General features: G+C 64.9%; 13 protein-coding genes and 1 tRNA gene. 9 read left to right on the plus strand and 5 right to left on the minus strand.

Features of this window, described 5'->3' with window-relative positions; genetic code table 11:
- Positions 1–104 precede the first annotated feature (104 nt).
- Positions 105–1,040, plus strand: a complete 936-nt coding sequence (locus tag ACVWYQ_RS09360) for a LysR family transcriptional regulator (protein ID WP_404540109.1) — start codon at positions 105–107, stop codon at positions 1,038–1,040.
- 66 nt (positions 1,041–1,106) lie between these two features.
- Here the strand turns inward: ACVWYQ_RS09360 and ACVWYQ_RS09365 are convergent, their stop codons facing one another.
- A complete protein-coding gene (locus tag ACVWYQ_RS09365) occupies positions 1,107–1,862 on the minus strand; it encodes an alpha/beta fold hydrolase (protein ID WP_404540106.1) in 756 nt (251 codons plus the stop codon).
- Between the two features lie 117 nt (positions 1,863–1,979).
- Positions 1,980–3,116, minus strand: a complete 1,137-nt coding sequence (locus tag ACVWYQ_RS09370) for a hypothetical protein (protein WP_275503286.1) — start codon at positions 3,114–3,116, stop codon at positions 1,980–1,982.
- Positions 3,117–3,424: 308 nt separating this feature from the next.
- Between ACVWYQ_RS09370 and ACVWYQ_RS09375 the strand changes: the two genes are divergently transcribed.
- Positions 3,425–3,670, plus strand: coding sequence for a zinc-finger domain-containing protein (locus ACVWYQ_RS09375; protein ID WP_008562814.1), 246 nt, complete (start codon positions 3,425–3,427; stop codon positions 3,668–3,670).
- A gap of 20 nt (positions 3,671–3,690) precedes the next feature.
- Positions 3,691–4,893, plus strand: coding sequence for an FAD-dependent monooxygenase (locus ACVWYQ_RS09380; RefSeq protein WP_404540103.1), 1,203 nt, complete (start codon positions 3,691–3,693; stop codon positions 4,891–4,893).
- Between the two features lie 25 nt (positions 4,894–4,918).
- On the opposite strand, the gene ACVWYQ_RS09385 is transcribed toward ACVWYQ_RS09380, so the two are convergent.
- Positions 4,919–5,329, minus strand: coding sequence for a twin-arginine translocation pathway signal (locus ACVWYQ_RS09385; protein WP_157280657.1), 411 nt, complete (start codon positions 5,327–5,329; stop codon positions 4,919–4,921).
- A 169-nt stretch (positions 5,330–5,498) separates the two neighbouring features.
- On the opposite strand from ACVWYQ_RS09385, the gene ACVWYQ_RS09390 reads away from it, so the two are divergent.
- The 3 genes from ACVWYQ_RS09390 (at position 5,499) to ACVWYQ_RS09400 (ending at position 6,469) form a co-directional block, all read left to right on the plus strand.
- Positions 5,499–5,587: transfer RNA gene (locus tag ACVWYQ_RS09390), tRNA-Leu, on the plus strand.
- A gap of 93 nt (positions 5,588–5,680) precedes the next feature.
- Complete coding sequence (locus tag ACVWYQ_RS09395) at positions 5,681–5,881, plus strand: hypothetical protein (protein WP_456725588.1); 201 nt, start codon at positions 5,681–5,683, stop codon at positions 5,879–5,881.
- Positions 5,882–6,079: 198 nt separating this feature from the next.
- Positions 6,080–6,469: a Fic/DOC family protein gene (locus ACVWYQ_RS09400; RefSeq protein ID WP_456727133.1), complete on the plus strand. Its 390-nt coding sequence runs from the start codon at positions 6,080–6,082 to the stop codon at positions 6,467–6,469.
- A 124-nt stretch (positions 6,470–6,593) separates the two neighbouring features.
- On the opposite strand, the gene ACVWYQ_RS09405 is transcribed toward ACVWYQ_RS09400, so the two are convergent.
- A complete protein-coding gene (locus tag ACVWYQ_RS09405; protein WP_404540096.1) occupies positions 6,594–7,901 on the minus strand; it encodes a hypothetical protein in 1,308 nt (435 codons plus the stop codon).
- Positions 7,902–8,227: 326 nt separating this feature from the next.
- Between ACVWYQ_RS09405 and ACVWYQ_RS09410 the strand changes: the two genes are divergently transcribed.
- The gene (locus ACVWYQ_RS09410; protein WP_404540093.1) at positions 8,228–9,478 is read left to right on the plus strand and encodes a multidrug effflux MFS transporter; all 1,251 of its coding nucleotides are present in this window, start codon (positions 8,228–8,230) and stop codon (positions 9,476–9,478) included.
- A 393-nt stretch (positions 9,479–9,871) separates the two neighbouring features.
- Here the strand turns inward: ACVWYQ_RS09410 and ACVWYQ_RS09415 are convergent, their stop codons facing one another.
- Complete coding sequence (locus tag ACVWYQ_RS09415; protein ID WP_404540089.1) at positions 9,872–11,479, minus strand: ABC transporter substrate-binding protein; 1,608 nt, start codon at positions 11,477–11,479, stop codon at positions 9,872–9,874.
- A gap of 266 nt (positions 11,480–11,745) precedes the next feature.
- Here ACVWYQ_RS09415 and ACVWYQ_RS09420 point away from each other — a divergent pair, with 266 nt between their 5' ends.
- Both ACVWYQ_RS09420 and ACVWYQ_RS09425 read left to right on the plus strand, forming a co-directional pair.
- Positions 11,746–12,876 carry a M20/M25/M40 family metallo-hydrolase gene (locus ACVWYQ_RS09420; RefSeq protein WP_157280662.1) on the plus strand — a complete coding sequence of 377 codons (1,131 nt, stop codon included), beginning with the start codon at positions 11,746–11,748 and terminating at the stop codon, positions 12,874–12,876.
- 220 nt (positions 12,877–13,096) lie between these two features.
- Positions 13,097–14,038, plus strand: coding sequence for an ABC transporter permease (locus tag ACVWYQ_RS09425; RefSeq protein WP_271544761.1), 942 nt, complete (start codon positions 13,097–13,099; stop codon positions 14,036–14,038).
- The last annotated feature ends 8 nt before the right edge of the window (positions 14,039–14,046 follow it).

A 14,046-nucleotide genomic window follows, 5' to 3' on the forward strand; every position in this document is an offset into this window, starting at 1 on the left:
GACTTCCCGCGTTTCGAGCGCCGCAGAATGCGGCTGACACTCCCTGAGTAGCCGTTCTCGAATGGGTCTTGTAGTGACCGCCTAGCCATGGCTATGTGGACTTTATGTCCACAACGACTTTGCCTCCCGATCTCTCGCGCCTGCTCGCCTTCGTCCGCGTCGTCGAGGCAGGCTCCTTCGCCGAAGCCGCGCGGCGGGCGGGTACGACCACCTCGGCGATGTCCAAGGCGGTCGCCCGCTTCGAACAGGCTCACGGATTGCGGCTTTTGCATCGCTCCACCCATTCATTGGCGCTGACCGAAGAGGGCGACAGGCTGATGACGGCGGGACGCGCGTTGGTCGAAAGTCTCGCCCGTGTCCAATCCGCCCTCGGCGAAGTCGCGCGCGACGATGGCGGACGGGTGCGCGTGACCGCCCCCGCCTCGTTCGCGCGCGCCTGCATACTGCCGCGACTGCCCGCGTTCCTGCGGGAACGGCCGGAAATCGAGATCGAGGTCAAGTTCCGCAACGAGATTCTCGATCTCGCGGCGGAAGGCGTCGACATCGCGATCCGCACAGGGCCCCTCGACCGCGCGCCCGGCCATCAGGCGCGGCGGCTTTGCACGTTCTCCTGGATCGCTTGCGCCTCGCCCGCCTATCTGAAAGCGCGCGGCGCGCCGGCCACTCCCTTCGAGCTCTCCGCGCACGACCACGTCGGCTTCCGCAATCCCGCAAGCGGTCAGATCCTGACCTGGCGCTTCGCCGACCCGCGCGGCAAAGGACCCATTCGCATCACGCCCAAACCCAAGCACATTTGCGACGACGCGCACGCTTCGCTGGCTTTGTTGACGAATGGGTTCGGTGTCGGCTGGGGGCCGGCGTGGCTCGTTGGCGAAGACCTTCGCGCCGGCCGGCTGGTCGAGGTGCTGGCGCCCTGGCGCGCGCCTGGGGAACCCCTATGGATGCTGCGCACCTCGGGCCGCCGCCCGCCCCTGCGCACACAGCGCGTCATGTCGTTCCTCAACACGCTTCCCGCACGGTTCAGCGACAAGGCGGTGTGAAGCAGCGGTCGTCACCCAAATTGAGGCGCTGAGAAACTGAGCTAAAGGTCCTAGGGATTTGCCGACTCAGCCGCGGCGTGAAAGGAAGTCGAGCACGCCGGTCTTGTAAACCTTGTCGCCGACCGCGCGCATGTGGTCGCGGTTCGGAATGTCGAGCACTTCCGCGCCGGGGATGATGGCGCCGAGCGCGCTGGCGCTTCCTGCGACGTCGTCGGCGCTGCCGACAGCGATCAGCACCGGCACCTCGATGCGCGCGGCCTGCTGCCTCGTCATGAGATCGCGCGTGCCGCGCAGGCACGCGGCGAGCGCGCGGCGGTCGGAGCGGGTCTGGTCGGCGAACGCGCGAAACGTGCGGCCGACGGGATCGGTGACGTCGTCCAGCGCGGGCGCCTCCAGCGCTTTGGCAACGTTCTCGCCGGGACCGGTGCCCTCGATCAGGCCGCCGATGCCGATGCCGCCAAGGATCGCCGAGCGCAGGCGCTGCGGCTCGTTGAGGGCGAGCCAGGCCGTCATCCGCCCGCCCATCGAATAGCCCATGATGTCGGCCTGCGGGATGGCGAGTTGATCCATCAGCGCGAGCACATCGCCGGCCATCACGGGTATAGAATATTGCGCGGGCTCGTAGAGCTTTGCGCTCTCGCCGTGGCCGCGATTGTCGAGCGCGATGACGCGGCGTCCGTTCTTGCGCAGTTCCGACACCCAGGTCGGATAGACCCAGTTCACGTTCTTGCTGGAGGCAAAGCCGTGCACCAGGATGATCGGATCGCCCTCGCCTTCGTCTAGATAGGCAATTTCAACGGCGCCGTTGTGAAAGCTCGGCATCAGCAGTTCCGTGAGGTTTTGAGGGGAATGACGCGATGTTAGAGCACGATCCGGCAAAGTGTGCAGCGGTTTTCCGGCAACATCATGCTCAAACAATAGCCCGAAGCGGATCGCGCCTCAGGCCGTCGCGGCCGCGTTAGCCAAAGCAGCGTCGGCCGCCATCTGCGCGCGGCGCAGCCGCCGCGCCCGCCTGCGATCGCACCAGGCCTGGGTCAGGCGCTCGGTCGTCGCCTTGATGGAGGAGAGCAGGCCGAACAGCGTCACGACCGCGCCGAACAACCACATCGCCAGATCGAACGCGCCGCCGACGAGCAGCAGCGCGCCGCGGCCGAGCAGCTTGATGATCGCGCGCGTCTTGCCGCCTTGCGCTTCCGCAAGCCGCACAGCGCGCGCGACGTCCTTGGGACCCTCGGCGATGCGGAGCGTATCCATGGCCCCGCGCGTGCCGGTCTTTCCGGCGACGCGCGTGACGTCCTTGCCGAGCCGGACCAGCGCACCGGCCTTCTCGGCCCGGAACGCGGCCTTGATCGCGCTCACGGTCTGGCCAGGGCGCAGCACCGAGCCCGATGCCACCGCGTTCCGCAGCATCGGCGCGTCGACGACCTCGCGCGCGGACCGACCGGCCCACGCGGCGAGCCCCTCGCCGAGCCGTCCGAGCTTGCGCGCATCCTTCACCAGCGTCAGTCCGGCGCGCACCGGCGCGGCACCGCCGACGGAGACATAGGTCGCCGCCGTCACCGCAAGGCCGACCGCCGCAAGGGAGAGTACGAGGCGGTCGGTGTCCTCGCCCATGGCGAGGTGCTTGCCCTCGCGCACCACGTCCCTGATGTCGCCGAACACGAAGAGATCGCCGGCCACGGTCCCGGACAGGCTCGCGACATCGTCCGCGTTGCCGGTGACGAGACCGGTGGCGAAGCGCTTGGCGAAATGCGCGGTGGAATTCTCCGCTTTCACGGCGTCATTGACGCGGCTCAGGAGGTCGTCGGGAAGCGCGATGTTGCGCTCGCGCGCCAGCGTGACGAAACTGTCGGCGAGATCGGCGTCGCCGGAGGCGAGCGCGGCCTCGATATTGTCCTGAACCAGGCGGTCGTTGTGCCGGAGTAGTGCATCGAGCTTCAGCTCGGAGAGCGCGACCGGATCATCCTGGGCGGCCAGGATCGCGCCGGCCTCGCGGGCATGCGGCGCCACCTGCGCGAGCACGAACCCGCACACGGCCATTCCCGCCAACGCCGTACTGATTCGCAGCCACTTCATGTGGAAAAGCCCGGATGCCCTGAGATCGCTTGCGCGGAACACTACGTCTTTCGTCCCGGTTTCACGCAACCACAGAGATAGTATGCCAAAATTGCGACACAACGTCCCCGACGAAAGAAGGGCTTCTCTCAGGCCGCAAGATTGTGTCGAATTTGCATGAGCAAATGAGCATGGGGCGCTTGCGAAGCTTTTCGGTTCCGCTGGACTAGCAATCACCTGTACCCGCCAGTATGGTCCGCAGCGCCTCAAAGATGCCGCGTCGGTTCGTGATTGTATCTGCCGCCATTGCCACTCCAGGATGAACTTCGATGTCCGACCATGTCGTCCCGCACTTCCATAACGATGCCGGTGTTCCCGTCATCGAGATTGGTTCGCAAGAGTTCATGTGCGTGGGCGCCAATCCTCCGTTCGACCATCCGCACGTCTTCCTCGACCTCGGCAACGACAACGAGATCATCTGCCCCTATTGCTCGACGCTGTACCGCTTCGCGGCCGACCTGAAGCCGGGCGAAGCCCGCCCGCCGGAATGTGTGCTGAAGGACAAGGTGGCCTGACCGCGTCCATCGGTTAAGGGGTGGCGCTCTCCCGAACGATTGTCATCGCCGGTGCCGGCATTGGCGGCCTGACGGCCGCGCTCGCGCTCGCCGCCCGCGGCTTCCGCATCGTCGTGCTGGAGAAGGCCGAACGCCTCGAGGAGGTCGGCGCCGGCCTGCAGCTCTCGCCCAATGCCAGCCGCGTGCTGGTCGAGCTCGGCCTCACCGAACGCCTCAAACTGCGCGCCGTCACCCCCGAAGCGCTCTCGATCATGAGCGCGCGCGCCGGCGGCGAGCTGCTGCGCATGCCGCTCGGCGAAGCCGCCTCGCTGCGCGCCGGAGCGCCCTATTGGGTGGTGCACCGTGCCGACCTGCAAGCGGCCCTCGCCGGCGCCGTCGCCGACCATCCCGACATCGACCTGAAGCTGGGCGCGACCTTCGAGGACGTCGCGCCTCACGCCAAGGGCCTGACCGTGGTCCATCGCAGCGGCACGATCCGCCGCAGCGATCTCGCCAGCGCACTGATCGGCGCCGACGGCATCTGGTCGACGGTGCGCCAGCATCTGTTTCCTGAGGTGCAGCCGCGCTTTTCCGACCTGATCGCCTGGCGCGGCACGCTCGATGCCACGCAATTGCCGAAGGACTATACCGCGCGCCGGGTGCAGCTCTGGATGGGACCGAACGCCCATCTGGTCGCCTATCCCATTGCGGGCGGACGCCAGATCAACGTGGTCGCGGTGCTGCCCGGCACCTGGAACCGGCCGGGCTGGAGCACGCCCGGCGATGTCAGCGAGGTGATGGACGCCTTTGCCGGCCCGCGCTGGCCGCCGGCGGCGCGGATGCTGCTCGCCGCGGTCGACAGCTGGCGCAAATGGGCGCTGTTCGGCGTTCCCGAGGGATGCCCCTGGAGCAAGGGTTCGGTGGCGCTGCTCGGCGATGCCGTGCACGCGATGCTGCCGTTCGCAGCGCAAGGGGCCGGCATGGCGATCGAGGATGCCGCCGTGCTCGCCCGGCATTTGAGCCTGGAAGCCGCCGAGGGCAGCAAAGCGGTTGCCGCCGCGCTGACGCAATACGGCCGTGCCCGCCAGGCGCGGGTACGGCGGGTGCAGCGGACCGCGCGGCAGCAGGGCCGCATCTATCATCTCAGCGGGCCGCTCGCGCTCGCACGCGATGTTGCGATCCGCGCGCTCGGCCCGCAGCGCATGCTGGCGCGACAGGATTGGATCTACGGCTGGCGGCCCTGATGCGGAGCGGCGCCGGCAGCATGCCTCAGCGGGCCGCTTTGCCGGATTTGGCGCTGGCCGCGGGCGATGCCGGAGGCGGCGGCGCCTCGGGCGGCGTCTCCCGGCATCTGTTGCGGCGCCAAGCGTCCTCGGCCAATTGGGCCTGCCCGCGCACGGCGACATAGTCGTTGCGGTAAGCGAGCTCGGACACGACGGCACCGCCCGCCCCGGTCTCGGCCTTCTCCATCAGCCGCTGCAAATCGGCGGTGCGCTTGGCGAGGTCCTTGCGCTCGGTCTCAAGCTGCTTGCAATCGTACAATTCGTATTTGGCGGGATCGGCAAAGGCCGGTGCGATCGTCTCGCTCACGCCGGCGCAGCCGGACAGCGCGAGGCCAGCCGCAAGCAGCGCGAACAGCGCGCCAACGCCGCGCAGCGAAAAGGAAAACGAAGCAGCCATGCCGGATGAATAGCCCCCGTGGATTGAGAATGCCTAAAGCAGCAACAGATGTCCGGATTGAGGCTTTGCCTTGTGCCCCCGGCTCGCTTAAGGAAGAACCGTCCCTCCGGCGAACGCGCCAATTCCAGACCGCCGGAACGGACTTAAGTGTTTGATCTCGTTGGATCAAGCGGGCATGGCGGAATTGGTAGACGCAAGGGACTTAAAATCCCTCGGTGCGCAAGCGCTGTGCCGGTTCGACCCCGGCTGCCCGCACCACTTCCTTGCAAGTACGCCAAAAGGGCCACTGCCGCTTCGCATTGATGTTCAATGCCTCGGGCGAGTCGGCCCGATCTGTGCTATGGTTTGCGTATGACAACCAAGAAATCATCCTCCAAGAAGGGCAAGGGCTCCGGTTTTGTGATCGGCAGCGCACGCTTCAGGAAGATCAGCTCCGTGGAAGGGATCGTTTATTCGGCCGAGATGAAGGGCAGCTCTGCTATCACGGCGAGCAAGGCACGCACGCCCGAAGAGCGCAGGAAGGCCATCATCAAGGCCTGCCGCAAGCCCTAGCCTGATGTACGACGCCGTCGCTGACGACTACTGTTATCCCGGCACAACAGTTCTAAAGAACAAGCTCGATCTCAGAAACCCTGAGGAGCTTCATTCCTTCGAAGCGGAAGTGAGCGATGCCCGGGCCGATGAGGAACTTCCGGCCGGCAAACTCGATTCGCGCATTTCAAGGCAGTGCACGAACACCTTTTCCAGGATGTGTACGACTGGGCTGGCAAGATTCGGACCGTTCGCATGTCAAAAGGCGGAAACCCATTCTGCTTTCCCGAGAACATCGAAGACCAGGCGAAGCTACTGTTCGCACAGCTGAAGCAGGACAAATTTCTGGCCGGCCTTGAGCCGGAGGCATTCGCAGAAAAGGCGGCCCATTTCCTATCCGAACTCAACGTCATCCACGCTTTTCGCGAAGGCAATGGTCGCGCACAGCTGTCGTTCTTCCTGCTGCTGGCGGACCGAGCTGGGCATCCGATTGATCTTAAGGACCTTGATCCCTACGCCTTTCTCAATGCAATGATCACTGCCTTCGATGGCGACGAAGCGCCTCTTGCGGGCGTGATTCAGGTCCTTGTCGAGAACAAAACCGACTAGCTCCTACATTCCGCTTGAAACGGAATGTTGCCTTGGTTGTCGGACGCAAACGCCGTCTGCTGACGGCGAAATCCCTCGGTGCGCAAGCGCTGTGCCGGTTGGCTGCCCGCACCACTAGCTTGTATCACCCTTGCTCGAGTCGCTTTGGCTCTGCGCGGAAATCGAGCAGCACGATCCAGAAGCAGATCAGCGCGGTGACGAGGAGGATGAAGGTGCCCTCGATCGGCGCGCCCAGTAGCGAGATCAGTGCCGGGAAGGCGAGGCCGATGCCGAGACTGGCGGCGAGCGCCAGGGGCGGAAGATCGACGATGAGGATCGCGGCAAGAAGCGCGAGCTCGAAGAAGGCATATTCCTTCAGACGCGGCGAGCTGAGATAGAGCGCGAACATGGCAAGCACCGTGATGCGCATGGCCGTGCGCGGGTGATCCATCAGCCAGCGATCGAGCTGCGTCAGCAGCGATGCTCCTCCCCGCACCGATCCGCTCGCGGCCGCGCGCAGGACGGACAGCGCGAACGGTACGAGCACGAGCGCGAGTGCCGCGAACGCATAGGCCGCCAGCATCGCCGGCTTGCCGCCACCGAAGCCGGCCTGGGCCATGAGGTCACGCGCCAGCAGCAACAGCGACGGATTGGTCTCGACGAGACCGACGGCGTGCTGGCCGGGAATTTGGCCTGCGATCGCGAGCAGCCAGCTCGCGAACAGATCGGGATACAGCAAGCGCGACAGCGCGACCGGCAACGCGAAGGCGAAGGCGGCCACCGCGATCAAGGCCAGCTTGCGGCCACGCGGCAGCGGCAGGAAATAGAGCGCCGCCAGCACCGGGACGAACACCAGCTTGAACGAGGTCACGAGGCCGAGCACCGCAGCACCGGCGAGGCGCGAGGAAAAGTTCGAATTCTGTTCGGATGCGAGCGGGCGTAGCAGGAGCTTCAGCGCGATCGCGGTCAGCACTCCGCTCAGCAGCGCAAAATTCCCCGACGCCACCACGAATTCGAAACCGACGAACGCGCCGAGCGCGCAGAGCACCTTCAAGCCAGCATCGCGCGCGCTGGCACGCGTTCCAAAGCCGGGCAAAAGCAGCGCGCAGAGCATGGCGAGAACGAGAAAGATGCTTCTGTAATGATCGAGCAGAACGCCGCCCGCGCAGAGCGGACGGAAGACGTCCAGCGTCACCGGCAGATAGGGATAAGAATAGGTGGTGCCCTTCAGGTTCTTGACGAAGTAGGGATCGAGCCCGTCGGCATGCGCATCGACGGCCGCGCAATTGACCCGGACGTCCCAGCCATACGGCAGGTCGAGCGAGGCATCGTTGGCGAGATTACCGAGCACCAGCAGCGCGGTCAGCGTGACCACGCCGGCAAGCCAGACGTTGCGCCCGGCAGCCTTGGCCGCAGGCGCCAACCATCGTGCTGCACCTGATATGTCGGACACGGGCGATACCCTGTTTGGCTTCTCGCGGCGCCGTTGCGGCAGCCGGTCCGACCACAATGGACAGGACGGGTTGCCGATTCATCTCCCCGGCGTGCCGGGCGCGTCCTATGGTGAATCCCTGGTTGCCGGCCCCAGCCGTCCGCTGACGCGGCTTCGGAAAACGTTTCGATGTGCGCGGCGATGCGGTCGAGGACGACCATCCGGCCGGCGACGGGCCCTCACCTGATCTTGACCTCTCCTGCCCCGCCTGCCAGCCATCCCGAAACATGGGTTGTGCGACGCAGCATCGAAGCTAGATAAGTGGCTCGATTGCAGAGGTAAGCTTCTTGTCCGACGTCAATGCCGACGGTTGGGTGTCCTCGGGACACCGCCCAATGGGTTTTCCGGAATTCGTCATCGTGATCGCGTCCATCATGGCGCTGAATCCGCTCGCGATGGACATGATGCTGCCGGCGCTGCCCAATATCGGCGCCGCCTTCAAGATTCCCGTCGAGAACCATCTGCAACTGGTGCTGTCGATCTTCCTGATCGGCTTCGGCGCCGGTCAGTTCGTCATGGGTCCCCTGTCGGACCGCTTTGGGCGCCGACCGGTGCTGCTCGGCGGCATGGCGGTCTATGCGGTGGCGAGCGTGCTGGCGGTCGCCGCGCCCTCGTTCGAGACGCTGCTGCTGGCGCGCGCGCTCCAGGGGCTCGGCACCGCGGCGACGCGCGTGATCGCGACCTCGATCGTGCGCGATTGCTATGTCGGCCGCCGCATGGCGAGCGTGATGTCGCTTGCCATGATGGTGTTCATCGCGGTGCCGGTGGTCGCCCCCTCGTTCGGACAGGCGGTGCTGCTGGTGACGGCGTGGCGCGGCATCTTCGTCGTGCTGATGCTGTACGGCCTGCTCGCGCTCGCATGGTGCGTGCTGCGGCTGCCTGAAACTCTCCCCCGGTCGGAGCGCCGATCGCTGGCGCCCGCCGACGTGCTCTCCGCGTACCGGCAGACCGTGACCCATCGCCAGACCATCGGCTATGCCACGGCTGCCGGCAGCGTGATGGGCGCACTGTTCGCCTACGTCTTCTGCGCCCAACAGATCTTCACCGGCATCTATCACCTCGGCCACTACTTCCCGCTTGCTTTCGCGGCGATCGCGGCCGGCGTCGCCATCGCCGGATTCCTCAATGCAAGACTGGTCGGGCGGCTCGGCATGCGCGTGATCTCGCACGGCGCGCTGACGCTCTACACGGCCGTGGCCGGCGTGATGCTGCTGACGGAAAGCCTTAGCGTGCTGCCGCTCGCCTTGTTCATGGTGCTCTCGGCCCTGATGATGTTCTCGTTCGGCATGATGGTCGCCAACTTCACCGCGCTGGCGATGGAACCGCAGGGCCACATCGCAGGCACCGCCTCCTCGCTGTACGGCTCGATCACCACGCTGATCGGGATCGTGGTCGGCATGGCGATCGGGCAGAGCTTCGACGGCACGCTGCTGCCGTTCTCGATCGGCTTTTTCCTGTCCACCCTCGCCGCGCTGGCGATCGTGCTGGTGGTCGAGAAGGGACGGCTGTTCAGGCCGCAACATCGTCCGATCAGCTAAAGCGCGATGAGATTCGGATGGATCGTCATCGTGATAGTTGTTGCGCATGATCTTTCCGGAAAGCCGCTTCGCACCTTTCCGGATCATGCTTTTAGGAACTTCCCGCCCCTCGCGATGTTGTACCGCAGCAATTCAAAGGATTGGCGAGATGGAACAAGAGAACAGGTCGGATCAGCCCGCGTCCGAGATCGAACAGCCGATTTCGCAGCCTCGTTCCGATGAACGAAAGGACTCGAGCTTGGCATTCGTGAGGGAAGGGCTCGAGCAGCTGCGCGACAGCCACTGCTAGACGAGAGCGATCACCGACTGCTTCATAGAAGCGCTGCTTGATAAAAAACGGCGCCGCAGGAGACTGCGGCGCCGTTCGTTTTTCACATGCAAGGCGCGCGGCGCTTACTCCGTCTTGTCGACGTTCCAGAATACCGGGGTCGCGGGACCGTCGAGCACACCGTTCAGCGACTTGCGCCAGCCGCTCGGGATGAGATACTGCCCCAGCGGAATGTAGATCACCTGCTCATAGGCCTGCTTCTGGATGTCGGCCGCGATCTTCTTCTGCTCGTCGACCGAAGCCGTGCGGACGAAAGCGTCCTTGAGCTGCTCGATCTTGGCATCCTCCGCCCAGCCGAACCAGCCCTTCTTGCCCAGGCCGCTGATCGAGAGATTGGCGATCGGGTTCGAGACGTCGGCCGCGACCCAGTTGGTGAAGAACATGTTCCAGCCGCCTTCCTTCGGCGGCTTCTGGCTGGCGCGGCGGCTCACCACCGTTTGCCAGTCGGTCGCCTGCAGGTCGACCTTGAAGCCGGCCTCGCGCAGCAGCTGGGCCGCAACGATCGGCTGCGCCTTCAACGTCGTGACGTCGCCAGGGGCCATGATCACGATCGGCGTGCCGTCATAGCCGGACTCGGCGAGCGCCTTCTTGGCTTGCGCCATGCCGTTCCCCTTGACCAGGGTCTCGGAGCCCACATCGGTCGCGAGCGGCGTGTCGCACACGAAGAAAGCGCCGCAGATCTTTTGGTACTTGGCATTGCCGACCAGCGCGTCGAGCACGTCCTTCTGGTTCATCGCCAGCAAGGCAGCCCGCCGCACCTTCACGTTGTCGAACGGCGGATGAAGGAAGTTCATCCGGCCGAGGGTCTGAAAGCCGAACTTGTTCAGGACCTCGATCTTGAGCTCCTTGTTCGCTTCCAGCACCGGCAACATGTCGAACGGCAGGTTCTCCATGAAGTCGATGTCGCCCGACTGCAGCGCGTTCACCGCGGTCTGCGAGTCCGGCATGGTGATCCATTCGACGCGGTCGACCTTCACCACCTTGCCGCCGGAGGTCCAGCTCGCCGGCTCCTTGCGCGGAACGTAATCGGTGTTCTTGACGTAGACCGCCTTCACGCCGGGCTGAAATTCGCCCTGCACGAACTTGAAGGGGCCCGAGCCGATCTGCTCGGGAATCTGCTTGTCCGCCGGCGTCTCCGCAAGGCGCTTCGGCATCATGAAGGCCACGCGCGAGGACGGCTTGCCGATGGAATCGAGGACGAGCCCATAGGGCTCCTTCAGCTTCAGCGTGATGGTCTTGGCGTCGGTCGCCTCGATGCTGGCGGTGAAGTCCATGAGCTTCTGGCCCATGCCGTCGACCGCGGCCCAGCGCTTCAGCGAAGCGACGCAATCTTCCGCCGTCACCGGCGCACCATCATGCCACTTCAGACCGTCGCGCAGCGTGAAGGTGTAGGTGAGCTTGTCGTCGGAGATCTTCCAGTCAGCCATCTGCGGCTGGACCTTGAAGTTCGAATCGGTGGCCACCAGCGTGTCGTAAACCATGTAGCCATGGTCACGCGTGATGTAGGCCGTGGTGAAGATCGGGTCGATGATGCGCAAATCCGAGTGCAGCACCGCCGTGAGGGTCTTGCCGGCTGCAAACACCGGCGAGGCCAGCGCGGTCGAGAGCGCGACGACTGACAGCGCGAGTGTGGAGGCGAACGCGCGAGGCCCCCGGCGCATGAAATGGAACATGGAAAGTTCTCCTGACGTGAAACTGTTCAAAGGCAGGTTATTGATTGAGCATGAAGTCCGTTCGTTGGGCGAACTAACCTCATGCATGCCTTTATCTTTTCGAGACTTGCAGACAGTGCCGAGCGCGTCAATCCGGTTTCGTTGCAAGCCCTTGCGGCGCAGGCACGGGCTCCACAGGGATCGATTTGGCTCTACAACACCTCCACTCGTCCTGCCCGCGCCGATGCAATGCGCGTTCCATCTTTCCAAGCTCGAGAGACATTGAGATGAATCCTGCCAATCTCCCCTTTGATTCCGAGGCAATGCTCGCGGGCCTGCGCACCTGGGTCGAATGCGAAAGCCCGACCTGGAACGCGGGCGCCGTGGACCGCATGCTCGATATCGCAGCGCGGGACATGGCGATCATGGGTGCGACGATCGAGCGCATCGCCGGTCGGCAGGGTTTTGGCGGCGTGATCCGCGCGCGCTTTCCGCATCCAAAGCAGGGCGAGCCCGGCATCCTGATCGCCGGACACATGGATACCGTCCACCCGGTCGGCACCATCGAGAAGCTGAAATGGCGGCGCGAAGGCAACAAGTGCTACGGCCCCGGCATCTTCGACATGAAGGGCGGCAATTATCTCTCGCTGGAAGCGATCCGGCAGCTGGCGCGCGCATCGTTCACCACGCCGCTGCCGATTACCGTGCTGTTCACGCCGGACGAGGAAGTCGGCACGCCCTCGACACGCGACATCATCGAGGCCGAGGCCGCGCGCAACAAATACGTGCTGGTGCCGGAGCCCGGCCGCGCCGACAACGGCGTCACTACCGGACGTTATGCCATCGCACGCTTCAACCTCGAAGCGACAGGCCGGCCGAGCCACGCCGGCGCCACGCTGTCGGCGGGACGCTCGGCGATCCGCGAGATGGCGCGGCAAATTCTCAACATCGACGCCATGACGACGGAGGACTGCACCTTCTCGGTCGGCGTTGTGCATGGCGGGCAATGGGTCAATTGCGTCGCCACCACCGCGACCGGCGAAGCGCTGTCGATGGCCAAGCGCCAGGCCGATCTCGATCGCGGTGTCGAGCGGATGCTGGCGCTGTCCGGCACCAAAGACGACGTCACTTTCAAGGTCACGCGCGGCGTGACGCGGCCGGTCTGGGAGCCGAATGCGGGCACGATGGCGCTGTACGAGAAGGCGCGCGGCATCGCCAGATCTCTTGGCATGGAACTGCCGCATGCAAGCTCCGGCGGCGGCTCCGACGGCAACTTCACCGGCGCGATGGGAATCCCGACGCTCGACGGCCTCGGCGTGCGCGGCGGCAATGCCCACACGCTCGAGGAGTATATCGAAGTCGAGAGTCTCGTTGAGCGAGGCCGCCTGATGGCGGGGCTGCTGGCGACGCTGGCGTGATCGCGAAGCGATCCCGTAGGTGGGCAAAGGCGCAAAGCGCCGTGCCCGCCGTATTCCCGACTGAAAGCAGGTGGGCACGCTCCGCTTTGCCCACCCTACGAAGATTGGCTGCACCGCAAAAACTGTGGCCCTCGTGGCACGGGAATTGCTGAAATGTTAGGCTGATGGCAGGCTGGCCGAAGAGCCCTGCCCAATTTGACTCTAAACTGACGGATCCAACTTGCTCGGATATCTCCTTCGCCGAATTCTCGCCGCCGTGCCCGTGATGGGCGTGGTCGCGCTGTTCGTTTTCCTCCTGCTCCGCCTCACCCCCGGCGATCCCGCCGCGATCCTCGCCGGCGACAACGCGACCCCGGAACGGCTGGAGCGCATCCGCGAATCGCTCGGCCTCAACGAGCCGCTGATCGTGCAGTTCATCACCTGGGTGAACAAGCTGCTGCACGGCGACCTCGGGACGTCGCTGATCTCCAATTTGCCGGTGATGAAGATGATCGGCCAGCGCGTCGAGCCGTCGATCTCGATCGCGTTGTGCACCATCATCCTCGCCGTCATGGTCGCAGTTCCCTTGGGGGTGATCGCGGCGTGGAAGCACGGCACCTGGATCGACCGTTTCGTGATGGGTCTGTCCGTGCTCGGCTTCTCGGTGCCGGTGTTTGTGGTCGGCTATGTCCTCATCCAGGTCTTCGCGATCGAGCTGCGCTGGGTGCCGGTGCAGGGCTTCCGGAGCATCTTCAACGGCTTCGGTCCGTTCTTCGAGCGCATGATCCTGCCGACCTGCGCGCTGTCCTTCATCTACGTCGCACTGATCGCGCGCATGACGCGTGCGGCGATGCTCGACGTGCTCGGCGAAGACTACGTGCGAACGGCGCGCGCGAAGGGCATCAACGAGGTTGCGGTGATGATGCGCCATGCGCTGCGCAACGCCGCCGTGCCCGTGATCACCGTGATCGGCACCGGCTTTGCGCTCTTGATCTCCGGCGTCGTCGTCACCGAGAGCGTGTTCAACATCCCCGGCATCGGGCGTCTCACCGTCGATGCGGTGCTGGCGCGCGACTATCCGGTGATCCAGGCGATGATCCTGCTGACCTCGCTGATCTACGTCGTCGTCAATCTTCTCATCGACGTCGCCTACACCCTGCTCGATCCCCGGATCCGGTACTGAGGCAAGGA

The organism is Bradyrhizobium sp. USDA 3397 (assembly GCF_054060965.1).